This is a genomic window from Zhihengliuella halotolerans (genome assembly GCF_004217565.1).
Lineage (GTDB): Bacteria > Actinomycetota > Actinomycetes > Actinomycetales > Micrococcaceae > Zhihengliuella > Zhihengliuella halotolerans.
On sequence record NZ_SHLA01000001.1, the window covers coordinates 2864384 to 2889243 of the forward strand.

22 protein-coding genes and 1 pseudogene are annotated in these 24860 nt (G+C 70.8%); 8 read left to right on the plus strand and 15 right to left on the minus strand.

All coding sequences use genetic code 11. The annotated features are described in order from the left end of the window. Position 1: 1 nt before the first annotated feature. The 5 genes from EV380_RS13135 to EV380_RS13155 all read right to left on the minus strand — a co-directional run bounded on the left by EV380_RS13135 (position 2) and on the right by EV380_RS13155 (position 5401). Positions 2–1339 (minus strand): MATE family efflux transporter, encoded by a 1338-nt coding sequence (locus EV380_RS13135; protein ID WP_130451525.1) that lies wholly within the window; start codon positions 1337–1339, stop codon positions 2–4. Positions 1340–1348: 9 nt separating this feature from the next. Continuing rightward, positions 1349–1930 (minus strand): hypothetical protein, encoded by a 582-nt coding sequence (locus EV380_RS13140; protein ID WP_130451526.1) that lies wholly within the window; start codon positions 1928–1930, stop codon positions 1349–1351. Next, positions 1927–3246 carry a hypothetical protein gene (locus EV380_RS13145; protein WP_130451527.1) on the minus strand — a complete coding sequence of 440 codons (1320 nt, stop codon included), beginning with the start codon at positions 3244–3246 and terminating at the stop codon, positions 1927–1929. Before EV380_RS13145 ends, EV380_RS13140 begins: the two co-directional genes overlap by 4 nt. Beyond that, positions 3243–3977 (minus strand): ABC transporter ATP-binding protein, encoded by a 735-nt coding sequence (locus EV380_RS13150; protein ID WP_130451528.1) that lies wholly within the window; start codon positions 3975–3977, stop codon positions 3243–3245. Before EV380_RS13150 ends, EV380_RS13145 begins: the two co-directional genes overlap by 4 nt. Before the next feature lie 188 nt (positions 3978–4165). Continuing rightward, positions 4166–5401, minus strand: a complete 1236-nt coding sequence (locus EV380_RS13155) for an MFS transporter (RefSeq protein WP_130451529.1) — start codon at positions 5399–5401, stop codon at positions 4166–4168. 103 nt (positions 5402–5504) lie between these two features. On the opposite strand from EV380_RS13155, the gene EV380_RS13160 reads away from it, so the two are divergent. The 4 genes and pseudogenes from EV380_RS13160 (at position 5505) to EV380_RS13180 (ending at position 10408) form a co-directional block, all read left to right on the plus strand. Continuing rightward, the gene (locus EV380_RS13160; protein ID WP_130451530.1) at positions 5505–6263 is read left to right on the plus strand and encodes a LamB/YcsF family protein; all 759 of its coding nucleotides are present in this window, start codon (positions 5505–5507) and stop codon (positions 6261–6263) included. Beyond that, positions 6260–7849 (plus strand): annotated as a pseudogene (locus tag EV380_RS16910) (5-oxoprolinase subunit B/C family protein); the annotation flags it as partial. The gene EV380_RS13160 and the pseudogene EV380_RS16910, both read left to right, overlap by 4 nt. 117 nt (positions 7850–7966) lie before the next feature. Continuing rightward, the gene (locus EV380_RS16915; RefSeq protein ID WP_130452237.1) at positions 7967–9715 is read left to right on the plus strand and encodes an acetyl/propionyl/methylcrotonyl-CoA carboxylase subunit alpha; all 1749 of its coding nucleotides are present in this window, start codon (positions 7967–7969) and stop codon (positions 9713–9715) included. A gap of 9 nt (positions 9716–9724) precedes the next feature. Next, positions 9725–10408: a GntR family transcriptional regulator gene (locus EV380_RS13180; protein ID WP_102157634.1), complete on the plus strand. Its 684-nt coding sequence runs from the start codon at positions 9725–9727 to the stop codon at positions 10406–10408. A gap of 4 nt (positions 10409–10412) precedes the next feature. Here EV380_RS13180 and EV380_RS13185 read toward each other — a convergent pair whose 3' ends face one another. From EV380_RS13185 to EV380_RS13215, 7 genes are all read right to left on the minus strand, one after another. Then, positions 10413–12491: an HNH endonuclease signature motif containing protein gene (locus tag EV380_RS13185; protein WP_130451531.1), complete on the minus strand. Its 2079-nt coding sequence runs from the start codon at positions 12489–12491 to the stop codon at positions 10413–10415. 117 nt (positions 12492–12608) lie between these two features. Continuing rightward, the gene (locus EV380_RS13190) at positions 12609–13418 is read right to left on the minus strand and encodes a putative hydro-lyase (RefSeq protein WP_130451532.1); all 810 of its coding nucleotides are present in this window, start codon (positions 13416–13418) and stop codon (positions 12609–12611) included. 44 nt (positions 13419–13462) lie between these two features. After that, the gene (locus EV380_RS13195; RefSeq protein ID WP_130451533.1) at positions 13463–14683 is read right to left on the minus strand and encodes an NRAMP family divalent metal transporter; all 1221 of its coding nucleotides are present in this window, start codon (positions 14681–14683) and stop codon (positions 13463–13465) included. A gap of 146 nt (positions 14684–14829) precedes the next feature. Next, the gene (locus EV380_RS13200) at positions 14830–15756 is read right to left on the minus strand and encodes a dihydrodipicolinate synthase family protein (protein ID WP_165391965.1); all 927 of its coding nucleotides are present in this window, start codon (positions 15754–15756) and stop codon (positions 14830–14832) included. Beyond that, the gene (locus EV380_RS13205) at positions 15753–16670 is read right to left on the minus strand and encodes an EamA family transporter (protein WP_242607621.1); all 918 of its coding nucleotides are present in this window, start codon (positions 16668–16670) and stop codon (positions 15753–15755) included. The genes EV380_RS13200 and EV380_RS13205 overlap by 4 nt, the downstream gene beginning before the upstream one ends. Further along, a complete protein-coding gene (locus EV380_RS13210) occupies positions 16670–17410 on the minus strand; it encodes a B3/B4 domain-containing protein (protein WP_130451535.1) in 741 nt (246 codons plus the stop codon). The genes EV380_RS13205 and EV380_RS13210 overlap by 1 nt, the downstream gene beginning before the upstream one ends. Next, on the minus strand, positions 17403–18008 hold the full coding sequence (locus EV380_RS13215; protein ID WP_130451536.1) for a helix-turn-helix domain-containing protein: 606 nt from the start codon (positions 18006–18008) through the stop codon (positions 17403–17405). The genes EV380_RS13210 and EV380_RS13215 overlap by 8 nt, the downstream gene beginning before the upstream one ends. Positions 18009–18308: 300 nt before the next feature. Here EV380_RS13215 and EV380_RS13220 point away from each other — a divergent pair, with 300 nt between their 5' ends. Continuing rightward, positions 18309–19160, plus strand: coding sequence for a nitrilase-related carbon-nitrogen hydrolase (locus EV380_RS13220; protein ID WP_130451537.1), 852 nt, complete (start codon positions 18309–18311; stop codon positions 19158–19160). Positions 19161–19197: 37 nt separating this feature from the next. On the opposite strand, the gene EV380_RS13225 is transcribed toward EV380_RS13220, so the two are convergent. Then, positions 19198–19893: an SDR family oxidoreductase gene (locus EV380_RS13225; RefSeq protein WP_130451538.1), complete on the minus strand. Its 696-nt coding sequence runs from the start codon at positions 19891–19893 to the stop codon at positions 19198–19200. A 176-nt stretch (positions 19894–20069) separates the two neighbouring features. Between EV380_RS13225 and EV380_RS13230 the strand changes: the two genes are divergently transcribed. Beyond that, positions 20070–20504, plus strand: coding sequence for a winged helix-turn-helix transcriptional regulator (locus tag EV380_RS13230; protein ID WP_130451539.1), 435 nt, complete (start codon positions 20070–20072; stop codon positions 20502–20504). A 97-nt stretch (positions 20505–20601) separates the two neighbouring features. Here EV380_RS13230 and EV380_RS13235 read toward each other — a convergent pair whose 3' ends face one another. Both EV380_RS13235 and EV380_RS13240 read right to left on the minus strand, forming a co-directional pair. Further along, a complete protein-coding gene (locus EV380_RS13235; protein WP_130451540.1) occupies positions 20602–21966 on the minus strand; it encodes an APC family permease in 1365 nt (454 codons plus the stop codon). A gap of 75 nt (positions 21967–22041) precedes the next feature. Beyond that, positions 22042–23667 carry an amidohydrolase gene (locus tag EV380_RS13240; RefSeq protein WP_130451541.1) on the minus strand — a complete coding sequence of 542 codons (1626 nt, stop codon included), beginning with the start codon at positions 23665–23667 and terminating at the stop codon, positions 22042–22044. A 140-nt stretch (positions 23668–23807) separates the two neighbouring features. Here EV380_RS13240 and EV380_RS13245 point away from each other — a divergent pair, with 140 nt between their 5' ends. Next, positions 23808–24443 carry a TetR/AcrR family transcriptional regulator C-terminal domain-containing protein gene (locus EV380_RS13245; RefSeq protein ID WP_130451542.1) on the plus strand — a complete coding sequence of 212 codons (636 nt, stop codon included), beginning with the start codon at positions 23808–23810 and terminating at the stop codon, positions 24441–24443. Beyond that, positions 24425–24784 carry a DUF1990 family protein gene (locus EV380_RS13250; RefSeq protein WP_242607622.1) on the plus strand — a complete coding sequence of 120 codons (360 nt, stop codon included), beginning with the start codon at positions 24425–24427 and terminating at the stop codon, positions 24782–24784. The genes EV380_RS13245 and EV380_RS13250 overlap by 19 nt, the downstream gene beginning before the upstream one ends. Positions 24785–24860 lie beyond the last annotated feature (76 nt).

The following is a 24860-nucleotide window of genomic DNA, read 5'->3' on the forward strand; positions in this document are numbered from 1 at the left end:
GCTACCCGAGCCGCATCCACGCGTCGTTGCGGATCCGCCACGTCAGCGTGAGCGCCCGGGCGACCAGGTAGCCGACGCCGAACGCGAGCCAGAGCTTCAGGATCGGCTCCCCCGGGACCTCGGACCACGCGGCAACCGCGAGCAGCGGAGCGTAGAGCACAAACGCGACGAGGCCGGCGAGCGCGAGGTACTTCGCGTCGCCCGCGCCGATGAGGACGCCGTCGAGCACGAAGACGAGCCCGCACACCGGCTGCGACGCCGCCAGCACCCAGAGGCCGATCGTCGCGGCGGCGCGGACGTCGTCGTCCTGGGTGAAGAGGTACGGCAGCCAGGGCGCGGCGGCGGCCAGCACCGCCCCGGTGAACACTCCGAAGAGGATCCCCCAGCGCGTCATCGTGCGGGTGAGCGCGTGCGCGCGGGCCGGGTTGGCGGCGCCGAGCTCCTTGCCGATGAGGGCCTGGGCGGCGATTGCGAGGGCGTCGAGCGCGAACGCGAGGAACGTGAAGAGCGTGAACACCAGCTGGTGGCCGGCGAGCGTGACGGCCCCCTGGCTCGTGGCGACCCAGACGGTCGCGAGGATCGCGATGCGCAGGCTCAACGTGCGCAGCATGAGCCACGAGCCGACGTGCGCCATGGCGACGACGCCGCGCCCGCTCGGCCGCAGCGGGACGGCTGCGGCGCGGGCGCGCGGGACGAGGATGCGCAGGTAGACGAGAGCCATCGCCCACTGCACGATCGACGTGCCGATCGCGCTGCCGGCGACCGAGAGCCCGGCCCCGTAGACGAGCGCGAAGTTGAGCAGGATGTTCACGCCGAACCCGGCCGCGGCGACGTAGAGCGGGGTCTTGGTGTCCTGCATGCCGCGCAGCACGCCGGTCGCGGCGAGCACGAGCAGCATCGCCGGCAGCCCGGGCATTGAGAAGCGCACGTAGTCGACGCCGAAGCGAGCGACGTCGCCCGTCCCGCCCATCGCGGACACGATCGCGGGCGCGGCGAGCCAGCCGGCCAGGGCCAGGACGATGCCGAGCCCGAGGGCCAGGGCGACGCCGTCGCGCCCAGCCGCGAGAGCCTGTGGCAGGCGGCCGGCGCCGATGTGGCGGGCGACAGCCGGGGTCGTCGAATAGGCGAGGAAGATCAGCAGACCGACGGCGGTCGTCACGATCGTCGCACCGAGGCCGATGCCGGCGAGTTCGGCGACGCCGAGGTGCCCGATGATGGCGGTGTCGGCGGCGAGGAACAGGGGCTCAGCGATCAGCGCGCCGAGGGCCGGGACGGCGAGCGCGAGGATCGACCGGCCGAGGCCGCGGTGCGTCTGCGCGCGGGGTTCTGAGGCGGTCACCGCCCCAGCCTATCGCCGGGTCGCGGGCCGCAGCGCCAGCAGTGCGACGCCCAGAAAGCAGAGCGAAGCGGCGATGACGCCGGCCAAGAGATCTTCAGTCGCCCGCATCGGCCAGAACATCGGATGCGCACCGTAACCTGGCGCGAACGCGGCGGCGATCACCGCGTACGCGATAGGCGCCAGAGCCCCTGCCCGCCAGCCGACCAACGAGCCCACCAGCAGACCCGCCCCGACGTAGCCAGCGGTGTTTCGTGCAGAGGCCCACATCAACGCCTCCCCCGTAGCCGCGAACGCCAGACCCAGGAGTGCTACCGCCAACACGAGGTAGGCGCAGACCAAGGCCGAATCCCAGCGAGCGAGGCGCCGACGGGCTTGCGCCTCGCTGCCGGCACCACGCTCCGCCAGGCTGATCATGATCAGGGTCGCCGAGACGGCCGGAAGCATGAAGGCCGCTGGCACGATCTTTGCGCCCGTTCCCGTGAAATCCGGCAGCGGCGTCGGTAGCGGGGCCAGCCAGAACGTCGCGACTCCAACGATGACGATGAGTCCCGCCGTCGCCGCTGCGCGGCGGGTCAGCAGGTACCAGTTCACGACGACGCCCGCGGGAGTCGGACCAGGAGATCTGCCGCGTCTTCCGCGGAACATGCGGAGACCGCCCGAGCCGCACGGTCTGCCCACATACCCTGCGCTGTCGCGTCGAGCTCCTTCAGCGACGCAAGCGCCGCGTCAGGTTCATCGGCTGTCGTCTCGACGGCGCCGCCAGCCTGGTCCACCCACCACGCTACAAGGAGGTCATGCGCCTCGAAGAGGGCGGCGTTCCGCTCCAGCATCTCCTCCACGTCGCTCATCGCGGCGTCGACCTCGAATTCGTCGACCTCGTCCAGGCGTTCGAGGCAGTCGTCGTCGAGCCTCGCGCTGGCGGCTGCACCGACGCTGGCGTTGTCGGTGCCTTGGATCAGGGTGCCGAAGGCCCGTTCGCCCGCAACCTGATCTGGGTCGGAGCTCTGCGTGAGCACGACCGGCACGTGGGCACCGGTGCGCCTGCTGATATCGGCGAGGACCGGTGCGGCCTTCCGCCACTCGGCCGTTGCGCTGGCTGCGTTTTCGGGCCAGACGCAGACCTTCGGATCCTCCCCGACGCACACCAGGTCACCCGTCCGAGCAGCAGTCGAACGCCAATCAAGGTGTTGGACCAGACCCACCGCGGTGACTGGCAACAGCAAGGCGACGCCGGCAGCAGTCCAACGCACCCACGTCCGCCGCATACCGGCCGCACCGAGCCACGAGACGACCACACAGAAGAGTGCCATTAGCACGATAGCCGCAACAACGCGGGGGTTGGGGACCTGATCCGCACTGCAGCAGTCCTCGAGCAGAGCCAAGTGCCGGAGCCAGAGGGGCTCTACTGCCGGCGCAAAAGCCAAGACGAAGAACCACCCGGCCGCGAGAACCGGGAGCGCAATGACCGCGCGCAAGCGCCAGCCCACCGCGAACCCGGTCGTGGCCGCAGCCGCCACCGTCGCCAGGTACGTCACCAGAACCAGCGGCGACGGAAGGAACCATAGATTGAAGCTCGATGCGACAACTATGTATTGAACTGCCCAAGCCGCAGCAGCGGCCACGAGCAAGCGCCACAGCCGTCCCCAGGCGATCCGGAACCATCCTCGCTGCCAGACACGGTGCGTCCAGCCAGCATCGAATAGTGCCGCTGCCTGCCATGCAGCGGCGACGGAGACCACCGGCGCGACAAGGACCAGACCACGAATGCTGAGCCCCGTGACGGCGTCAGCACTCGAGGCAGCAGGCTCTCCGTACTGGCTCAGCGCGAAGATCCCGAGCGCCGCCGCAACAGCAAAGGTGATGAAGGCAGGACGCCAGCGCAGTACGCCTGAAGAGACGGGCGTCATGCCGTCCGCTCCGGCAGCAGGCTCAGGTAGGCCGCCTCAGCCCGGCGCCTGTCTTCGTTTTCCGGCGCAAGGTGCATGAAATCCTCGAGCGGTCCTTGAAATCTCACGCTTCCACGCTGCAAGACGAGAACCTCGTCGAAGAGGCCATCGAGATCATCAACAAGGTGGGTCGATACGACGATCGAGTGATCGCTCCGCAGATCGCTCATGATGGTCCGGAACCGGGAACGTTCGGCCGGATCAAGACCAACCGTCGGCTCGTCCAGCAGGATCAGATTGGCACCCGTGACGAGCACTTCGGCTAGACCCACCCGTCGCAGTTGTCCTCCGGACAACGCTTTGGTCTGTTGACCGGCATCGCTGCTGAGGTTGACGCGCTCGAGTGCCTCGTCAGCACGGCGTTCTGCCTCCGAATTCCGCAGGCCCTGCAACCATCCCGCGTACGCGACCTGCTGACGTGCGGTCAGGCCGCGCAGGGCCGCCACGTTCTGTGGCATGAAACCCACCGGCTGTCGAGTGCTCGAGCCTTCGATTGAGACCGATCCGCTTGTCGGGCGCAGCCCACCGCCCAGCAGCATTAAGAGCGTCGACTTCCCTGCCCCGTTCGGGCCCAGAAGAACGGTCGATCCGGGATGCACATCCCAATCGAGGTTCTCGATTGACGGACGCCGGGCGCGACCGTAGCGAAGCGTGAGTCCGCGGCAGCGGACATTGAAACTGCTGGCCGCCACGTTCAGTACTTCACCGCAACGTAGGAGGCGTTGACTTTGTCCCGGGACCAGCCACTCCCGTCGACAGACGACGCCGCACCGATTCGCTCCACCGTTCTCATCCCCCCAGTTAATTCACCCACATTTAGAAAGCTCGCTCTCTACGGAGCACTCAGGAGTCTAACTTCAGACCGCCAGGAGTCGGTGAGTCATCCCTGCGGGCGAAGCGAGATCCACGCCCACCCGGCCGCGATCAGCGACAACGCCGCAACGCAGACGACGACGCCCGTCCATCCGAAGGGCGCGAACGCGAGCCCCACGGCCCAGCCGAAGAGGCTCGATCCGCCGTAGTATCCGAGGTTGTAAAGGCCCGTGGCCTGCGCCCGCCCCGTCGGCGCGAAGGTCGAGATCCAGCCGCTGGCCACGGCGTGCGCGACGAAGAAGCCGGCCGTCAGCACCACCAGGCCGGTGATGATCGTCGGCAACCACGTGATCAGGGTCAGGGCGAGCCCGGCGAGCATGAGCGCGATCCCCCCGAGGAGCGTGCGCAGCCGCCCGAACCGCAGCGCGAGCCGGCCGGCCCGCGGCGCAGCGAACGTTCCGGCCAGGTAGGCGATGAACACGAGCGCGGTCAGCGCGGGCGCAACGAGCAGCGGCGGCGCCTCGAGCCGGAAGCCCAGATAGTTGTAGACCGCGACGAACCCGCCCATGAGCAGCAGCGCCTGCCCGTACAGCGCCAGCAGCTGCCGGCTGCGCAGCACGGCGCCGAGCTTGGCGCGGAAGGTCAGCGGGGCGCCGGCCGCCGTCATGCCCCGCACCGCGCGCTCGGGTACAAATCCACGCGCGGGCGGCGAGGCGAGGATGAAGACGACGGCGGCGATCGCGGCGATCACGGTCACCGCGCCGAAGCCGAACCGCCACGAGGCGAGCTCGCCGAGCGGCCCCGCGACGAGCCGGCCGGAGAGCCCTCCGACCGTGTTCCCGGAGACGAAGAGGCCCGCGGCCGTTGCGACGCCGGCCGGCGTCAGCTCCTCGGAGAGGTACGCCATGGCCGTGGCGGGGATCCCCGCGATCGCGGCGCCCTGGGCCGCGCGCAGCGCGAGCAGCCACGCGAAGTCGGGGGCCAGGCTCACGGCGACGCCGAGCACAACGGCGGCGATCATCGCGATCGTCAGCGCCCGCTGCCGGCCCAGTCGGTCGGCGACGATGCTCCACGGGAGCACGGCGAGCGCCAGTCCGCCGGTCGCTGCGGACACCGAGAGAGCTGATTGGGGCTCGGTGACGGCGAGATCGCGGGCGAGCGACGGAAGCATGCCCTGGGCGGAATACAACTGGCAGAAGGCCGCGATCCCGGCGGCGAAGAGGGCGACGATGATCCGACGGTACTCCGGCGATCCGGGCGCGTGGCCGCGCCACCCGGGGTCGCCAGCGCTCGCATTCGTCACGCTCGAACTCTACGCCCGCCGCACACCCGTCGAGAAAATTGTTGAACAATCTATGCGAATGCGGCATGCTGGAGGAACGAGCAACGAGACGGAGGTCACTTCCATGGCACACATCGATCTGAATTCGGACGTCGGCGAGTCCTTCGGCAACTGGTCGATGGGCGACGACGCCGCGATCTTCGAATCCGTCTCGAGCGCCAACGTCGCCTGCGGTTTCCATGCCGGGGACCCGACGACGATCGCGCAGACCTGCCGCGATGCGGCCGCCACGAACGTGACGATCGGGGCGCACGTCGGCTACCGGGATCTGGCCGGGTTCGGTCGCCGCTTCCTCGACTGCTCCCGCACCGAGCTCGCCGACGACGTGCTCTACCAGCTCGGCGCCCTGCAGGCCATGGCGGCTGCGGCCGGAAAACGCATCCACTACGTCAAGCCCCACGGCGCCCTCTACAACGCGATCGTCACCCACGAGACGCACGCGGCCGCAGTCGTCGACGCCGTCCTCGCCTTCGGCGGCGACCTGCCGATCCTCGGCCTCCCGGGCTCCGTGGTGCACGCCAAGGCCGAGGCGGGGGGCCTGCGCACGGCCATCGAGGCCTTCGCCGACCGCAACTACACGCCGGAGGGGACCCTCGTCTCCCGGCGGGAACCGAACGCCGTCATCCACGACCCCGAGGCCGTCGCGGCGAACATGGTGCGCCTGGCGACCGCGGGCGAGATCGTCGCCGTCGACGGCACCGTGCTCAAGGTCGACGCCGAGAGCATCTGCGTGCACTCCGACACCCCCGGCGCGGTCGCAATGGCCGCCGCCGTGCGCCGCGGCCTCGAGGACGCCGGCGTGCACATCCGGAGTTTCGCGTGAAACGCTTCGAGGTCCGCCCCTTCGGCGACCGGGCGCTGCTCATCGAGCTGGAGGGCCTCGACGACGTCCTGGCCCTGCAGGCCGAGCTCGCCGAGCACCCGCTCCCCGGGCAGAGCGAGGTGGTCGCGGCCGCCACGACCGTGCTCCTCCGCGCCGACTCGCCCGCCGCGGCGCGGCGCCTGACCGAGCGCCTGCGCGCGGGCCTGCCGGAAACCTCCGGCACCACCGGCACCGGCCGCCTGGTCGAGATCGACGTCATGTACGACGGCGACGACCTCGCCGAAGTCTCCCGCCTCACCGGACTCAGCCCCGAGGGTGTCGTCGCCGCGCACACCGGCACGGAGTGGACGGGCGCATTCGGCGGATTCGCACCGGGTTTCACCTACCTCGGCGGTGGCGATCCGCGCCTGAGCGTGCCGCGCCGGGACAGCCCCCGCACCGCCGTGCCCGCCGGGTCGGTCGCCTTGGCCGGCGAGTACTCGGCGGTCTACCCCCGCGAGAGCCCGGGCGGCTGGCAGCTCATCGGCCGCACCGACGCCGTCCTCTGGGACCTCGGGCGCGAGCAGCCGGCGCTCATCGCCCCGCTGGACCGCGTACGCTTCCGCGCCGCCACCGAGCGGCTCACCCTGGCCAGCTCCACGAGCGACGCCGCGTACGCCGCACCCGAGGCTCCCGACGCCACCGCCGAGGCCGGCCTCCAGGTCCTCGACCCCGGCCTGCAGAGCCTCGTCCAGGACCTCGGCCGCCCCGGTCAGGCGGCACTCGGCGTGCCCGCCTCGGGTGCCGCCGATCGCCCGGCCGCCGCCCAGGCCAACCGCCTGCTCGGCAATCCGGCCGCGGACGCCGTCGTCGAAATCCTCCTCGCCCGCTCGCGTTTCCGCGCGGTCGGCGACCAGGTGCTGGCCCTGACGGGCGCCACCGCGGAGGCGGTCATCACCCAGGCGGCGTCCGACGAACGCCGGATCGAGCGCGCAGCGCCGTTCGACGCCCCGTTCGCGCTGCTGGACGGCGAGACCCTCATCCTCTCCCCCGCGACGGCCGGGCTGCGCACCTACCTCGGGCTCCGCGGCGGCATCGCGGCCGAGTCCACCCTCGGCAGCCGCGCAACCGACTCCCTCTCCGGGCTCGGCCCGGCGCCGCTGACCGCGGGGGCGCTCCTGCCCCGCCTCGCCTCGCCCGGTCTGCGCCCGGTCGGGTCGCCGGAGCCCGGCACCCTCCGCCTCCCGGACCCGCACGACGACGCCGCGACCCTGCGCTTCGTGCCCGGCCCGCGTGCGGACTGGTTCGGCGACGAGGAGCTGGCCCGGTTCTCCGATCAGACGTGGACCGTCGGATCCGATTCGAACCGGGTGGGCGTGCGCCTGCAGGTCACGGACCGCGGCCGTGGCGCTCCCGGGCCGCTGGTGCGCCAGCACGAGGGAGAGCTCGCGAGCGAGCCGATGGTCGCCGGCGCGCTCCAGGTCCCACCATCGGGCCTGCCCGTGCTGTTCATGGCCGATCACCCGGTCACGGGCGGCTACCCGGTGATCGGCACAGTGATCGCCGAGGACCTGCCGGTCGCGGCCCAGCTGCCGCCCGGGTCGCGGATCCGCTTCCGCGCTGTCGCCGCCGGCGCCGATCCCGCGGAGGACAGCGAGCCGCCGTCGTCCGCCTCCCCCGCCACACCGAAGACGCCGAAGACACCTGCCGAGAGGAACACCGTGCTGAAGAAGGTCCTGATCGCCAACCGCGGCGAGATCGCCGTCCGCATCGCCCGCGCCTGCGCGGACGCGGGCCTGAAGTCGGTGGCCGTCTACTCGGATCCCGACGCCGACGCGCTGCACGTGCGCCGCGCCGACGAGGCGTATCCGCTCAGCGGCACGTCGGGCGCCGACACCTACCTGAACATCGAGAAGGTCCTCGACGCGGCCCGCCGCTCCGGGGCCGACGCCGTGCACCCCGGGTACGGCTTCCTCTCGGAGAACGCGGACTTCGCCCAGGCCGTGATCGACGCGAATCTGGCGTGGATCGGGCCGGACCCGGAGACGATCCGCGCGCTCGGCAACAAGGTGACCGCGCGCGACATCGCCGTGGCCGCCGGCGCGCCGCTCGTGCCCGGCAGCGACGGCCCCGTCGAGACCGCCGACGCGGCCCGTGCGTTCGCCGAGGAGCACGGGTTGCCGATCATCATCAAGGCCGCCCACGGCGGCGGCGGGCGCGGCATGCGCATCGCCCGCGAGCTGGGCGAGGTGGAGGAGGCCTTCGCCTCTGCGGTGCGCGAGGCCGAGGTCGCGTTCGGGCGCGGCGAGTGCTTCGTCGAGCGGTTCCTGGACAAGCCGCGCCATGTGGAGGCGCAGGTGCTCGCGGACCGCCACGGGAACGTCGTCGTGGTGGGCACGCGCGACTGCTCGCTGCAGCGCCGGAATCAGAAGCTCGTGGAGGAGGCTCCGGCGCCGTTCCTGACCGACGACCAGCGCTCGCGCATCCACGAGGCCGCCCGCGAAATCTGCCGGACCGCCGGCTACACGGGCGCCGGAACGGTCGAGTTCCTCGTCGCTCCGGACGGGCTGATCTCGTTCCTCGAGGTCAACACGCGCCTGCAGGTCGAGCACCCGATCACCGAGGAAACCACCGGCGTCGATCTCGTCGCTGAGCAGTTCCGGATCGCGGCCGGTGAGCCGCTGTCCTTGACGGAGGATCCAGCGCCCCGCGGACACGCGTTCGAGTTCCGCATCAACGCCGAGGACCCCCCGCGCGGCTTCCTGCCCGCCCCCGGTGACGTGACCCGGTTCGACGTACCCACCGGCGCCGGCGTCCGCGTCGACACCGGCGTGCGGACGGGCTCATCCGTCCCGGCCGCGTACGACTCGCTCATGGCCAAGCTCATCGTCGTCGGCGCCACCCGCGAGCAGGCCCTGGTCCGCGCCCGGGCCGCGCTCGACGAGTTCGAGATCGAGGGCGTGCCGAGCGTCCTGCCCTTCCACCGCGCGGTCGTCGCCGATGCGGCGTTCACGGGCAGCGAGGCGTTCGGCGTGTACACGACGTGGATCGAGGACGCGTTCCAGCCCGGCGACTCCGCCGTCGAAGGCTCCGAGGACATCGCGCTGCCCGCTCGCGACGGCCGCCGCGAGCGGATCACCGTCGACATCGACGGGAAGGGAGTCCAGGTCGGCGTCCCCGCGGATCTGCTGTCCGCGTTGCGCGCCGGCGGCGGGGCCCCGTCCGGTACTGCGGCGGAGGAGCACGACGACGGCGCTGCCGAGGCGCTCGCGTCGCCGGTGGAAGGCAACCTGGTCAAGTGGGTGGCTGAGGACGGCGCCCGCATCGAGGCCGGGGACCCTGTGGCCATCGTGGAGGCGATGAAGATGGAGTCGCCCGTGCCCGCGCACCGCAACGGAGTCTTCGCCCGCGGCGACCAGGAGCCGGGGCAGGCCGTGAAGCGCGGCGAGGCGCTCGGGAGGATCGACGGCTAGATTGGTCTCATGCCACTGCCCCGCCCGATCAGCTACGCGTTCCCCGACGAGTCCGCCCCGCACGCGCACACCGGGGCGTGGGTCGCGTCCGTGCTCCGCACGTCGATCGCGGACGGGCAGCTCGCGCCGGGCACGAAGCTCTCGGAGCAGCGGCTCGCCGAGGAGCTGAAGGTCTCCCGGAACACGCTGCGCGAGGCCTTCACGGTGCTGGCGGGCGAGCTGATCGTGACCCGGCTTCCGAACCGGGGCGTGTTCGTGACGTCCCCGGACGCTGAGCAGATCCGGGAGATCTACCGGGTCCGGCGCCTCCTGGAGCCCGCCGCCATCCTCTGGGGAACCCGCCTCGATGTGCCGGCCCTGGAGGGTGTGGTCGAGACCGCTCATCGTGCCCGCAACGAGGGCGACATCGCCGCGATGGCCTCCGCGAACCAGCGGTTCCACGAACAGCTGATCCGGGCCACGGAGAGCAGCCAGGTCGAGCGGCTGATGACGCAAGTGCTGGCGCAGATGCGCCTGGTGTTCCACGCGATGCACCGCGCCCCGGACTTCCATTCCCACTATGTGGACGCGAATATCGCCCTGGTCCAGCTGCTGCGGGAAGGCCAGCGCTCGGCGGCGGCCGACGAGTTGCGCACGTACCTCGATCGGGCCGAAGCCGAGCTGCTCGCGCACCTCGAAGCCGACGGGGACTGAAGACCTATCCGGTCGATTCGTCGGTCCAGCCGAGCCAGTCCGGATAGCTGCTGGCGCTGCTCGCGCCCCGACGGAAATCGGCCTGTTCGTCACGCGTGTAGCCGAGGTGGCTCATGGTGCGGGCCGTGCTGGCACCGCGCTGGTCGGCTGCGATCAGCCGAGCCGACGTGATCGTCTCGCGGTTGTCGGGGGCGTTCCCGTGCAGGTCGCGGATCTTGCGGACCCGGCGCTTGTGGCGTTCCTTGATGGTCGGCGGCAGGTTCGTGATGCTGTAGCCGATGGCGCGTCGGTTGACCCACTCCAGGTGCCGGCTCAACCCGCGCAGCAGGACCGTTTCCGCGGGGCTCATCGCGTGTCGGGACGTGAAGGGGCCGGTGTCGCCGACGGGTTCGGCCGGGGTGTCCCACGGCGCGTCCGGAGTTCCGGCGCGCTGCTGATCCCACCACGTGGTCGCCTGAACCGTTCCGTCCGAAGTGAGGGTAAGCCTGAGCAGACCCCAGGATTTGAGCCGGTGGCAACGCTTGCAGACACTGACGAGATTGTCGAGGCTCGTGGTGCCGCCGTCCTGCCATTCGATGACGTGGTCGGGTTCGCAGGCGGTAGCCCGTCGCCCGCATCCGGGAACCCGGCAGGTCCTGTCGCGCAGGGCCAGGGCGCGCTTCATGGCGGCAGTGGGGCGGTACTGGTCGGTGTCGAGGGCGACCATCGCGCCGGTCCAGGGGTCGGTGATGAGGCGCGTCCAGGTGGTGGAGTTCGGCAGGACGGCGGCGAGGTCGGCCGGATCGAAGGCGCCGAGCATCTCGGCCTCCGGCGCCACGGCGCCGACCGGCAGCTGCGGCCCGTCGTCGAACCGCTCGCCCGGAACCGGCTCTGGCGCGGGCTGCGCAGCGGCGGAGCGCTGGATTCCGGGCTGCGGAGCCAGTCCCGCCAGCCCCGGGAAGACGGTCGCGGGGATGGTGATGGCGACCTCGGGTGCGATGTTCTCCAGTCCGGAGCCGCGGGGGCCGGCGAGGAGCAGCTCGACGAAGGCGTCCGCGCGAACCTGGGATCGGGTCCGTTCGTCCACCGGAGCCTCGGGCTCATCGTCGGGGTAGCGGTCGGCGATGGCGCGGTCGATGGCCGGGTCGGTGTGCAGGGTTGCCAGTTCGGCCAGCCGGCGTTCGATGGCTTCGCCGGCGAGGGAGGGAATATAGGCGTGCAGGTGGCACATGCCGTTCTCGCCAGGGGTGATGCGGATGTTGCGGTTCCGGCGTTCGACGGCGTAGCGCTGCGAGGCGCTGGTGTCGAGGAGGCGGTTGAGCAGGCGGGTACCGGTGCGCCTGATCGAGGACGGGGTGCGCCCGGGGGCCTTCTCGAGCAGCGAATCGCAGAGGTCACGACGCCGGTCGCGGCATTCGAGTTCAGCCTCGATGACCTGCTGGTCGAAGGTTTCGACGGCTTCGAGATCACCGCTGCACGGAGGTTCGGGGCGTTCTGGTTCGATCTTCCGGGAGAGGTCGACCATGGTCCGCGCGTGCGCAGAGCCGACGCGGCCCTGGGCCAGCGCCTCGAGGACCGCGGGGACGTTCTGACGGAGAATCCGTGCGCGCTCGACGTCGCGGGCCGCGCCCTGGAGGGTGCAGTCCCGGGCGACGGCGACCTGCTGCGCGACGACTTGGACGGTCGCCCGCTCGCGGAGCTGTCCGGTCATCACGGAGATCTCCATGCCGTCGGAGAGGGCCTTGACCTCGTCCAGATGAGCGGGGATCTCCTTCTGCGCCTGCTCCTCGAGGCGGGCGATCGCCTCATGTCCGCAGGCGGCGGCGAACCGGTGCAGATCCTCGGAGAAGTCCAGTAGCACCGCCGGATCCAGTTGGTCGGCCAGGACGGCCAAGGCCTCGATCCCGGGACGGGCAGAAGCACTGTCCGCGGGCCCGGGGCCGCACCCGTCCGCCGTCTGCGCGTCGGCGTAGTCGGCACCTGCCGAGGCCAGCGCCTGCTGCCAGGGCCGACGGCGGTGCACCAGCAGCAGCGGGGAACCGGAGGCGGTCCGCTCGATGGCGGTCCCTCCCGTTTCCTCTCTCCGCTTCCGTGGTGAGTCCATGCTGCAATTCTAGGAAGTGCCACCCACATTTTGGCTCGTCCGGAGGTACCTCCTCGAGTACTCTTTTCGTCGGCCGTCAGTGCTGACATTGCGGCGACGACGCCCGGAATGGGACGCCTACGGAACCTGGTAGTCGACGTCGCGGGCGTCCGCGATGAGCATGTAGCCCGGGGCGTGGCCGATGGCCAGCGCCGGCCGCGACTCCATGACCGCCGCCTGCGGGGTCACGCCGCAGGCCCAGAACACCGGCAGGTGGCCCTCCGGAATCTCGACGGCGTCCCCGAAGTCGGGGCGGCCGAGATCCTCGATGCCGATGTCCGCCGGATTGCCCACGTGCACGGGCGCCCCATGGACCGCCGGATAGCGGGAGGTGATGCGCACGGCGTCGGAGACCTGTGAGGCCGGGATCGGGCGCATCGAGACCACCGTGGGTCCCGACAGCCGTCCCGCGCTCGTGCTGCGGATCGAGGTCTTGTACATGGGTACGTTGACGCCCTGGTCGATGTGCGCGATCCGGATCCCGGCGTCCATCAGCGCGGACTCGAAGGTGAAGGAGCACCCGATGATGAACGTGACGAGGTCGTCCCGCCACCAGCCCGTGATGTCGGTCGTCTCAGCGGTCGGAACGCCGTCCTCGTAGACCACGTACTTCGGCACGTCCGTGCGGATGTCACCACCCGCGAGCAGCTCGCTCGCCGTCTGGCCAGCCTCGAGCACGCCGAGCAGCGGGCAGGATTTCGGGTTCCGCTGGGCGAAGAGCAGCACGTCGAAGGCCTGCGACTGCGGGACGATCAGAACGTTGGCCTGGGCGAATCCTCGAGACCATCCGGCGGTGGCGGTACTTAGCCCGGCTCGGAAAAGGGCGCGCGCCGCAGCGGGCGTCAGGCGGGCCGCCTCGGCAGCACCGGGAGTCACTGGCGTCGTCATGGTTCTTCCTGTCCGGTTGACGGGTAGCTGGCGAGGGCGCCGGGTCACGACCAGAGGGCGGCCAGGCTGGCGAGCGAGTTCCACCCGAGGAACAGGGTGAGCAGCCAGGCAGCGGCCCCGACGACGATGAGCCATTTGGGGTAGACGTAGCCCTGCAGCAGGTCCCGGCGACGCCACGCGACCCACAGGAGGACGCCGAAGCCGACAGGCAGGATCAGCCCGTTGAAGGCGCCCGCGAAGATCAGCAGCGTCTGCGGCGCCTGACCCAGCAGCAGGAACGCCGTCAGGCAGACCAGGATGAACGCGATGGTGACGCGGTTACGGACGGCGGGCGACGTCGTCGTGCGCGTGACGAACGAGACCGACGTGTAGGCCGCGCCGATCACGGAGGTCAGTGCAGCGGACCAGAGGATGACGCCGAAGAGGCGCATGCCGATCTCGCCGGCGGCGGCGCCGAACGCCTCGGCCGCCATGTTGTCGCTCGTCAGCGCGACGCCGCCGGCGACGACGCCAAGGATCGCCAGGAACAGCAGGATGCGCATTATGCCCGTGACGATGATGCTCAAAACCGAGCTGCGGCTGACCTCCTTGACGTGTTCGGGGCCGGAGGTGCCCGAGTCGATCATGCGGTGGGCGCCGGCGTAGGTGATGTAGCCGCCGACCGTGCCGCCGATGAGCGTGGTGATCGTCAGGAAGTCGACCTCGGCGGGCATGACGGTGTTCTTCAGCGCCTCCCCGACCGGCGGCGCGGCGACGATCGCGACGTAGAGCATCAGCAGGATCATGATGGCGCCGAGGAGGACGACGATCCGATCGAGCGCCATTCCCGCGCGTTTGGAGACGAAGATGAGGATCGCGATGACGGCGGAGATCGCGCCGCCGATCTTGGGATCGAGGCCGAGCATGGCGTTCATGCCCAGACCCGCGCCGGCGATGTTGCCGATGTTGAAGACCATGCCGCCGAGGAAGACGAGTCCGGCGAGGAACCAGCCGATGCCCGGAAGGACCTTGTTGCCGAGTTCCTGCGCGCGCAGGCCGGAGACGCCGATGACCCGCCACACGTTCAACTGGACCGCGATGTCGACGACGATCGAGACCATGATGGCGAAGGCGAACGCCGCGCCGAGCTGGACGGTGAAGACGGTGGTCTGGGTGATGAACCCCGGCCCGATCGCGCTGGTGGCCATGAGGAACATGGCACCCATGAGCGCGGTGCGCCGGGCGGCGGGACTCATCGTGGGCTTCGACGCGGGTGCAGTCGACATGGTTGGCCTTCCGTGGTGGTTCGGATGCGGGCGGCGAAAAGTGAGCGCCGCCACACCTCAATACGAGAAGGACTCTACTTGTTGTTCAACAATCCGCGCAAGGGGTTGTTGAACAATCTTCGTCGTCGATACGAGCCGCTGGCAGCCTATCCGTCGAGGCCGAGGTCGCGGACGACGTCGGCCACGCGGGACCGCTGCGCCTCGCTCAGGCCTTGGATGGGGAGCGGAAGACAACGCTCCGGCGCCAGCCCGAGGTGCTCGGCGATCGCCGCGACCACCCGCAGGCTGCCCCCGAACTCGGCGAACAGGCCCCACAGCGGCGCCAGCCGCGCGGACTCCGCGACCGCGTCGGCCCCGCGTCCCTCGCGCGCCGCGCGGCTGATCTTCAGCGCGACGTCGGGGAGCGTTCCGCCGATCACGGAGTACCAGGTGTCGCATCCGGCGTTCAAGCCCGCCGCGGCGGAGGCGTCGCCTGAGACGCCGATCGTGACGTGCCCGGGGACAACCGCCCGGATCTCGTCCACTCTCGTCCGTGCTTCGCCGGGGTCCGCGGGGACTCCGGGGATTTTGATCGACGCGATCCCGGGCAGCTCGGCGATCCGGCCGTAGAGTTCGGTCGTGAACTCGAAGCGGGTCGTCCCCGGGTTGTCGTAGACGATCACCGGAAGCTCCGTGGCCTCGGCCACCGTGCCGAACAGTCCGTAGACGTCGTCCGCGGTGAGCGGCTGGTACGTCATCGGGGCGAGCAGGATCCCCCGCGCGCCGGCGTCCTCGGCGCTGCGCACGTTCGCCAGCACCTGCGAGGTGCGCAGGGCCCCGACACCAACGAAGACGGGAGTCGTTCCGGCGTTGGCGACCGCAAGGGCCGCGGCCCGGGCGCGCTCCTCGGACGTGAGGTACGCGTAGGACCCGGTGGATCCGAGGACAGTGATCGAGTCGACGCCCGCGCCGGCGAGACGCTCGATCTGGCGAGCGAAGGAGCGCTCGTCGAGCCGGTCGTCGGCGAGCGGGGTGAGCGGAAAGGCGCTGAGTCCGGTGAACAGGGAGGCTGTGGTCGGAGGGTCGACGGTCATGGGGTCTCCTCCAGCAGGGGGCGCTTGTCTTCGGGACGGGTCCGGGCATCAGCCGGCTCGGGATCGAGGGGGCGCGCGCCGTGGCGTTGTGCTCCGGCCCCGGCCAGGACGACCAGCACGATCCCGGCGATCTGGTACGGCGACGGCGTCTGAAGCAGCACGAGCAGGCCGATGAGCACCCCGAGGGCGGGTTCGACGGCCATGAGCGTGCCGAATGCGGAGTGCGACATCCTGCGCAGGGCGAGCATCTCGAGACCGAAGGGCAGGACGGGCGCGAGGAGCGCCAGCCCGAGGGCGATCAGCAGGATCCGGCCGTCGATACTTCCGGACGCCTCGGGCACACCGATGAACGCCGTCATGACCGCGGCGATCGGAATTGTGATGGACAGGCCGCTGATCCCCGAGAAGCGGTCGCCCACGCGCTGCGTCAGCAGGATGTAGACACCCCACCCGAGGCCCGCGAGGGCCGCGAAGCCGATCCCGGCAAGGTCGATCGCGCCTTGCCACGGCTCGGTGAGCAGAACGACTCCGGCCAGGGCGAGGCCGGGCCACGCAAGCATGCGGCGGCTGCCGCTGCGGATCGCCGCGACCGCCAGCGGGCCGAGGAACTCGATCGCGACCGCCGTGCCCAGCGGGATGCGATCGATTGCCGCCAGGAACGCCGTAGTCATCAGCCCCGTCGCCGCCCCCAGACCCAGCAGCGCGGGGACGTCCGCGCGGCGGATCAGGTGCAGCGGCGGGCGGGCGATCAGCATGAAGACGAGCGCCCCCATGCTCAAGCGCAGCCACGAGGTCCCGGCGGCACCGACCTCGGAGACGAGCCCGACCGACAGCGCGTTGCACAGCTGGATCAGCAGCATCGCGGCCACCGCCATCGACCACGGCGGCACCCCGGCACCCGTGCCCCGCCGCATCACGGCGCACCGATCCAGCGGGTGGCGACCGTGACATCCGGGCCGAGCCTGCGCAGCGCCGCGGCGAGCTCATCGGCGGCACTCTGCAGGGCGTCGTCGTCCAGCGGCTCGAGGGCGTCGAGGATGAACACCGCCGACGTCGTCTGGTCGGTGAGGGCGGTGCGGCGGCACTGGCGCCAGTTCCAGCGCCGGCACGTGACACCCGACGCGTCGCGCCACACCACTTCGCCGGGGTCCGGATGCTCGAGCACCGTTTCACCGCCGGCGGCGGTGTCGAACGACTCCTCGCCGGTGGCGCGGACCAGGCGCGGCGCCCCGTCGTAGCGGGCCAGGTCCTCGCCGCCGAGGGGGATCCGGTGCAGCACCGAGATCGCGTTGTAAACGTCGGTGAGCCGGTTGACCCTGGGCAGCCCGGCGGCGGCGCGCCGCATGAGCGCCTCCAGACTGTTCCGGGTCCGCTGCGGCTTGGCCCCGAAGGACCGGTACGCCTCCCGCCATGCGGCGACGTGCGGCACCTCGGTGACGGGCCCTTGGGCGAGGTCCTGCGCCGCCGAGGCCTCCGCGGCGGCGAGCAGTTCTTCGCTCATCTGGTCGCCCGGGCCGGGCTCGATCCCGTCGACGGCGACCAGCACCACCCGGTAGTCCGGGCGCAACTCGAACACGTCGGAGGCGACGTGCGCCGCTTCGAGCACGGCGTGCAGGTCGCTGGGGCTGCCGGGGGTTGTGGTCTGCTCAGGCATGGGGGGTCTCCGTTCGAGGACCGGGGCCGACGCCCGGTTCAAAGACTGTCAGGGTGAATCGGGTGAGGTCATCACCCGGGTTGGCGTAGGAGTGCTCCTCGTCGCCGGCGAACGCGAGCGCGTCCCCGGGGGCGAGCGTGAACGACTCGTCTGCCACCGCGACGACGAGCGCCCCCTCCCGCACCTGCAGGAGCTCGCGCGTCCCCTCCGAATGCGCCTCGCTCACGTGCGCCTCGCCCGGCGCGAGGGACCAGTCCCACAGCTCCACGACGTCGGGCGGCTCGGTGCCGGCGACGAGCACGCCCCGCCCGCCGGCCTCGCCCTGCCACAGCGCCGCGCCCTCGCCGGCTCGAGTGAGCTTCGTGCGCTCGCGGCGCGGCGGCTCGACGAGCGCGGGCAGGCCGACGCCCAGCGCGTCGCTGAGGCGCAGGAGGGTCCCGATGCTCGGGTTCACGGCCCCCTGCTCGACGTTCACGACCATCCGGCGGCTCACGCCGGCGTGCTCGGCGAGCTGGTCCAACGTCCAGCCGTGCTCGGTCCGCTCGTGTCGCACGCGCGACCCGATCACGGAGGCGAGTGATTCTGCATCCAAGTCCATAAGTGCACGATAATGCACCTGCCTTCTCGGTCGCAACCCAGTCGCTCCAGCCGCCCTGCCATTCGGTGGGTTCCGGGACGAGTCCTGCCTGAAGTGCACTATCACGCACGATTTATCGACAACCCCGAAACCGCCCCCGGCGCAGGAGGGCTGCTGGTCACCGCGGCCACTCGAGCGGGACAGATCGACCCGTAGGCGCACAGCCCGAGACGAATCAGCCCTGGGCCACCCCGCGCGGACACGACTAAGCTGGCGATGAAGGGGCCACCCCGCCCACGCATCCGAACCCTAGGAGCACCCATGCGGATCGCCGTCATGCAGGCCTCGGCCTCGATCCTGCACGCCGAGGGGGGCGGCCACGAAGCGGTCGCCACGAACCTGGCGCTCATCACGGACGCCGCCGAACGCGCCTCCGCCGCCGGCGCGGACCTGCTCGTCACGCCCGAGCTCTTCACGTGCGGCTACGCTCCCGCGGCGGTGGCACCGCACCTGAGCGACGACGTCGTGCGCCGGATCGACGACGGCGCCGCGGCCTCGGCACGCACCCACGGCCTCCACCTCGTCTACAGCGCGCCGCGGCGCGCGGGCGCGGACTGGACGATCACCGCGACACTCGTGTCCCCGGCCGGCGAGCGCCTCGCGACGCACACCAAGGTGCACCTCTTCGGCGGGGAAGAGCAGGAGACCTTCGCCGCCGGGACGTCGGCCCCGCCCGTGGTCGACGTGGCCGGGGTGGGCGTGGGACTCATGGTCTGTTACGACGTCGAGTTCCCCGAGATGGTGCGCGCGGCCGCTGCCGCAGGGGCCGACGTCGTCGCCGTCCCCACCGCCCTGACCGCCGAGTTCGCGGAGGTGCAGGACGTGCTGCTGCCCGCCCGCGCCCTCGAGTCGCAGGTCGCGATCGCGTACGCCAACCACGCCGGCCCCGCCCCGAGCGCCGACGGCGAGATCCAGCTCGGCGGCGGCAGCCTGATCCTCGGGCCCACGGGAAAGCTCCTCGCGAGCGCGCCGCGAACCGACGCCGGCACGGCCGGGCCGGCCCTGATCACCGCGGACGTGACCGCGGCCGACGTCGCCGCGGCGCGGACACGCGTGCCCTACCTCCGCGAGCGCCGACCGGACCTGTACCGGGACTGGTCCGACCGCACCTGAGCGCCGACGCCCTACTCCTGGGGGTCCCGCGTCGGCGTCAGCCCAGTTGCGGGTACAGCGCCGACAAAGGCGCGGCGAGCCCCGCCTTGACCTGACGGCTCGCCTCATCCGCCAGGACTTCGTGCTCACCGGCTTCCAGTCCGTCGTACGCGGCCGACACGACGTCAGCTGGGTCGTTCTTCTCCACCTCGACACCCTCGGTCATACCTGTATCCGTGTATCCCAGGTGCAGACCGACAACCTGAACACCATCCTCCACGAGACCAACGCGCTGGACGTTCGTCGCGGACCAGAGCGCGGCTTTGGTGGTGCTGTAGGTGTCGGCGAGGGCGAGCCAGCTCAGCGCGGACAGCACGTTCACCATCCCGCCTCGATGCTTCTTGAGCGCGGAGAGGAAGGCGTTGCTGACTTCGAGCTGCCCCCAGAAGTTGGTCTCGAACTGCGCCCTAGCGGCAGTGAGGTCGTCGTCGAGCAGGGAGGCGTCCGTCCATGCGCCGGCGTTGTTGATCAGCACCGTCACATCCTGCGCCTCTGCCGCTGCCGCCCGGGTCGAGTCCCGGCTCGTGACATCTAGGACAAGCGGCACAATCCGCTCGTCCTCCCAGTGACCGGGCGTGCGCGCGGTCGCATAGACCTTCGCCGCACCGCGGGCGAGCGCCTGCGCGACGAATTCCCGCCCGAGCCCTCCGTTTGCCCCGGTAACCAGCACTACCGCGCCGTCAAGTGTTGTCATCCTCTTGCCTTTCCTCGTTCCTGTGGCAACTGGAGCAGTGCTCCATGCCGCCCGTGATGGGGTCCATCCGTATCGAGGCTAGCCCAGTTAGTTGGATTTTCCAACCAACTAAGTTCGGTTTCGCTCACACCGAACTCGGAGGCTCGTTGGAAAGTCAAACTTGGTACTATCGGGAGATGAGGACGACACAGGATCGTGAGGGCGTGCGCCAGTGTTCTGTTGCCCGGACCCTCGATGTGGTCGGTGAGAAGTGGTCGCTCCTGGCCGTGCGCGAGATGATGCTGGGCACGCACCGCTTCGCAGAGATGGTCAAGCACACCGGTGCGCCACGGGACATCCTCACGACGCGGTTGCGCACTCTGGAAGAAAAAGGCCTGGTCGAGCGCCGTCAGTACAGCAGCCGCCCGGAACGATTCGAGTACCACCTGACAGAGCTGGGCAAGTCCCTGGGGCCCGTGATCACAGTGCTGCGACAGTGGGGCGATGATCATCTCGCGGGGCCGACGGGCCCGCCGCTGACGTTCACCCATTCCTGTGGTGAAGAGCTCGACGCCGACGTCGTTTGCGCGCACTGCGGCAAGCCTGCCATCGGCTCTACCGTGCGGCGATAGCAGGCCAGAACAGCGTGACGGTCATCGGCCGGTGGAATCCCACGTAGTCGTGCAGCCGGCGAGGCACGTCTCGTGGGTGCCGAGCCCAGCGGACGCCCTACTCCTTGAGGTCCAGGGTCGGCGTCGGCCGGCGGAACCCGCGAGTTACCCACGCGAGGTAGAGCGCGCCGAGCGCCATCCAGATCAGGCCGACCACGAGCGTCCGCGGCGAGAGGCTCGTCCACAGCCAGAGGGTCATCGCGAAACCAACGCCGGGCAGGACCAGATAGGCGATCAGGTCCCGGACCGAGCGCCGGCTTTTGTCGATGACGTAGTGCTTGATGACCGAGAGGTTGACCGCAGAGAACGCGATGAGCGCCCCGAAGCTGATCATCTCCGCCAAGAGACCGAGACTCACAACCACCGCGGCGCACGAGACGACCGAAACGCAGAGGATCGCCGGCACGGGCGTGCTGAACCGGACGGAGAGCCGCCCGAAGAAGGAGGTGGGCAGGACGCCGTCGCGCCCCATCGCGTAGAGGATGCGCGCCACGGAGGCCTGCGACGTCAGCGCGGAGCCGAGCGCGCCGGAGACGTAGGCCGCCGTGAAGAACACGGCCAGGAACTGCCCGCCCGCGGCCGCCATCACGTCGAGCGCGGCCGAATCGACGTCCGCGAAGTCGTTCGACGGGTAGACCAGCTGGGCTAGGTAGGACAGCCCGACGAAGACGAGGCCCGCGGTCGCCGTCGTGATCAGGATGGCCCGCGGCACCGAACGGCGGGCGTCTTTGGCCTCCTCCGCCATCGTGGAGATGGAGTCGAAGCCGAGGAAGGACAGGCACAGCACCGCGGCGCCGGCGAAGAGCGGCCCGACGCCGGAGAGCGATCCGTCCCCGTTGAACGGGGCCAGCGGGTCGACCGCGCCCGAGCCGGCGATCGCCGCCCAGCCGAGCATCACGAACGTGGCGATGAAGAGGGCCTGCACCGCGATGATCACGGAGTTCGCGCGGGCGATCGAGACGACGCCGACGACATTGAGCACCGTCACGAGCGCGATCGCGGCGACGACGAAGACCCACGCGGGCACACCCGGCAGCGCGGCGTTCAGGTAGAGGCCGATCACCAGGTAGTTGATCATCGGCAGGAAGAGGTAGTCGAGCAGCAGCGACCAGCCGGCGAGGAACCCCGTCCCCGCCCCGAAGCTCTGCTGCGTGTAGGTGTAGGCGGAGCCGGCCACGGGGTACGCCCGCACCATGCGGGCGTAGGAGTTGGCCGTGAAGACCATGGCGGCAAGCGTGACGAGGTAGGCCGCGGGTACGCGCCCGCCGCTCATCTCGGTGACGATCCCGTACGTCGTGAAGACCGTGAGCGGGACCATGTAGACGAGCCCGAAGAGCACCAGCGAGGGTACGCCGAGAACCCGCCTGAGTTGGCCCGCGGCCGGTCCGGGAGCACCGCGGGTGAGGATGGTTTCTCGTGACATGGATATCGCCTCTCGTGAGGGGGTGCGAGGTGGTGACGTGCCAGGTTGGGCCGGCCTGATGGGCGCTGAGGGAACTCAGACGACGACGGCGTTCCGTCGCCCGGCGAGGTACGTCTCGCGGACGCGGAGCCGGGCGAGCGCGGACGGCGGGACGGCCCGCGGGTCGGACTCGAGCCAGACCAGGTCGGCACTCACTCCGGGGGCGAGACGCCCCCACGCGGCGGAGCCGGCGTCGGCGAACGCCTGGTGTGCGACGGCCCGGGTGTAGGCCGTGAGCGCGGTGTCGACCCCGAGGATCTCGTGCGGGGTCCACCCGCCGGCCGGGTCGCCGTCCTCGGTCTGCCGCGATGCGGCGACCGCGATCCCCTCGAGCGGGGCACCCGAGGAGACCGGCCAGTCGGAGCCGAAGGACAGGGTCGCCCCGGTGGAAGCGAGGGTCCGCAGCGGGTACTGGCGCTCGGAGCGCTCCGGGCCGAGTCGCGGCTCCGTCAGCACCGTCATGAGGGCGTCGAGCTGCGCCCACAGCGGCTGCATGCAGGCGATCACGCCGAGTTCCGCGAAGCGGTCCATGTCCGCGGCGTCGACCAGTTGGGCGTGGGCGATGACCGGGCGCCGGTCCCGCGGGCCGCTGGCCGCAACCGCGGACTCGATCGCGTCGAGCCCTTGGCGCACGGCAGCATCGCCAATCGCGTGGATGTGGACCTGGAAACCCGCGGCGTCGACGGCGCGGACGGCGTCGTTGAGGGCCTGCGGCTCCCAGACGCGCATGCCGTGGTCGTGCAGGCCGGAGCAGTAGGGCTCGAGCAGCGCGCCGGTCTGGTTCTCGACGACGCCGTCGGCGAAGAACTTGACGGTGCGGGCGGTCAAGCGCGGATGGCCGACGTCGTCGACCGCCTGCCGGGCCCGCAGCATCGCGGGCAGCTGCTGCTCGAACCGCCGCGGGTCGGCGTAGAGCGCCAGGTTCATGCGCAGGCGCAGGCTACCGCGGCGGGCGATCTCGAGGTACGCCTCGACGTCGTCGGGCTCCACCCACGCGTCCTGCACCCACGTGACGCCGCGGGCCAGGTAATAGTCGGCCGCGCGGTCGATCGCCTCGACGCGCTCCTCGATCTCGCGCGGAGGCATGACCGCCGTGACGAGGTCGACGGCGCCCCACTCCCGGAGGGTCCCGAGCGGGCTGCCGTCGTCCCGGCGGGGGATCTCCCCCAGCTCGGGTTCGGGCGTCGCCGACGTGATGCCGGCGAGTTCGAGGGCCCGGGAGTTGCACCACACGGTGTGATAGTCCCAGGCACGCAGCACGACGGGCCGGTCCGGGACCGCCTCGTCCAGCCACCGGGCGTCGAAGAGGCCGTCGGGCGCGAGGCTGCCGTCGTAGGACGCGCCTGTGATCCATGCCCGCTCCGGGTGCTCGGCGGCGTAGCGCCTCACCTCAGCGACGATCTCCTCGATCGAGGCGCAGCCGCGCACGGCCGGCCCGGCGGATTCGAGTCCGCCGAACTGCGGGTGGGCGTGCCCGTCGCCGAAGGACGGCATCAGGAATCCGCCGCCCAGGTCCACGTGCTCCACGGCCTCGCCGGCCCGGGCGCGGGCCTCAGCTCCGACGGCGGCAATGCGGCCGTCGAGGACCAGCAGCGCGTCCGCGTCTGCCGGCTCCGCCCCCGTCCAGACTGTGCCGCCGTCGAAATAGATGCCCTCACCCATGCGTTCTCCTTGCTCGTCGTACTCGCCGTCGCCCGAATACGAACAGTGTTCGTATCGGCTTGGTTGGTAGAGTACGCCGCGACGGGCCCACCCACAAGAGTTTTTAGTGAAGTGGCCCACATTCACGAGATCGGAGCCCCATGCCCCTGAACCGGCGCGCACTCGTCGCCGCTGCTATGGACCTGCTCGACGAGAAGGGCGCGGAGGCCCTGACGATGCGGAACCTCGCGAGCCGCGTCGACCGCAAGGTCGCCTCGCTCTACAACCACGTCAGCGGCCGCCCGGAGCTCGTGGAGCTGATCCGTGCCGAGATCGTGGCGAGCATCGACACCGAACCGTTCGCGAAGGACCCGTGGAACGTCGCCCTCGAGCGCTGGGCGCGCTCCTACGGCGCCGCCTTCGGCGCGCACCCGGCCAGCATCCGGCTGCTCGCCACGACGCCCATCCGCGACGCGTCCACCTACGTCATGTACGAGCGGGTCGTCGACGGCCTGGCCCGGGGCGGCTGGCCGGCCGGGGAGGCCGTCGCCGTGATGCGCACCGTCGAGGCGTTCGTCCTCGGCGCCGCCCTCGACATGATCGCCCCGGCCGACCTCCTGACGCCGGACGCGCCGGCAACCGACCTGCCCGCGATCCGTCGAGCGCTGGCCCCCGAGCATGCGACGACGTCGAGCGCGGCCGCCGCGTTCGAGCTGGGGCTGACGGCCCTGCTCGACGGCCTCACCGAGCGCCTCGCCCGCCTTTGCGAGGATCGGGCGTGCTCCGCTGGAGGGTGAAGTCAGCCAGCGGATTCACCGTGGACTCCGCCGGCCCCGTGTCGCCGGGCGACCGGGTGCTCGTCACGGCGCGCCTGCTCGGCGCGCGGATCGTCGAGCCGGTCGAGGTCGTCTCGGTCGTCGATGAACCGGAACGCGTCGGCTTCGCCTACCGCACCCTGCCGGGCCATCCCATCTCCGGCGAGGAGGCGTTCATCGTGGTGCGCGACGGCGACGAGACGCGCCTCGTGATCCGCTCGCTCACGCGGGCCGCGAGCGAGCAGCCGTGGCGGGCTCTCTACCCGCTCCTGCGCGTCGTCCAGCTCGTCGTGCGCCGGCGCTACCTGCGCGCGCTCCGCTGACCACCACGCGGAGCACGGTCACCGCACGATCATGCGCCCGCGACACCCGAAAGCGCTTCGTGCCTGTCCCCCTGGA

Coding starts and splice junctions, on each gene's coding strand:
- EV380_RS13145 (WP_130451527.1), bottom strand. CDS start 3,246: ATGACGCCCGTCTCTTCAGGCGTACTGCGCTGGCGTCCTGCCTTCATC.
- EV380_RS13220 (WP_130451537.1), top strand. CDS start 18,309: ATGCGGATCGCCGTCATGCAGGCCTCGGCCTCGATCCTGCACGCCGAG.
- EV380_RS13195 (WP_130451533.1), bottom strand. CDS start 14,683: ATGTCGACTGCACCCGCGTCGAAGCCCACGATGAGTCCCGCCGCCCGG.
- EV380_RS13210 (WP_130451535.1), bottom strand. CDS start 17,410: ATGCCTGAGCAGACCACAACCCCCGGCAGCCCCAGCGACCTGCACGCC.
- EV380_RS13180 (WP_102157634.1), top strand. CDS start 9,725: ATGCCACTGCCCCGCCCGATCAGCTACGCGTTCCCCGACGAGTCCGCC.
- EV380_RS13185 (WP_130451531.1), bottom strand. CDS start 12,491: ATGGACTCACCACGGAAGCGGAGAGAGGAAACGGGAGGGACCGCCATC.
- EV380_RS13225 (WP_130451538.1), bottom strand. CDS start 19,893: ATGACAACACTTGACGGCGCGGTAGTGCTGGTTACCGGGGCAAACGGA.
- EV380_RS13215 (WP_130451536.1), bottom strand. CDS start 18,008: ATGGACTTGGATGCAGAATCACTCGCCTCCGTGATCGGGTCGCGCGTG.
- EV380_RS13230 (WP_130451539.1), top strand. CDS start 20,070: ATGAGGACGACACAGGATCGTGAGGGCGTGCGCCAGTGTTCTGTTGCC.
- EV380_RS13160 (WP_130451530.1), top strand. CDS start 5,505: ATGGCACACATCGATCTGAATTCGGACGTCGGCGAGTCCTTCGGCAAC.
- EV380_RS13240 (WP_130451541.1), bottom strand. CDS start 23,667: ATGGGTGAGGGCATCTATTTCGACGGCGGCACAGTCTGGACGGGGGCG.
- EV380_RS13245 (WP_130451542.1), top strand. CDS start 23,808: ATGCCCCTGAACCGGCGCGCACTCGTCGCCGCTGCTATGGACCTGCTC.
- EV380_RS13235 (WP_130451540.1), bottom strand. CDS start 21,966: ATGTCACGAGAAACCATCCTCACCCGCGGTGCTCCCGGACCGGCCGCG.
- EV380_RS13200 (WP_165391965.1), bottom strand. CDS start 15,756: ATGACCGTCGACCCTCCGACCACAGCCTCCCTGTTCACCGGACTCAGC.
- EV380_RS13205 (WP_242607621.1), bottom strand. CDS start 16,670: ATGCGGCGGGGCACGGGTGCCGGGGTGCCGCCGTGGTCGATGGCGGTG.
- EV380_RS13190 (WP_130451532.1), bottom strand. CDS start 13,418: ATGACGACGCCAGTGACTCCCGGTGCTGCCGAGGCGGCCCGCCTGACG.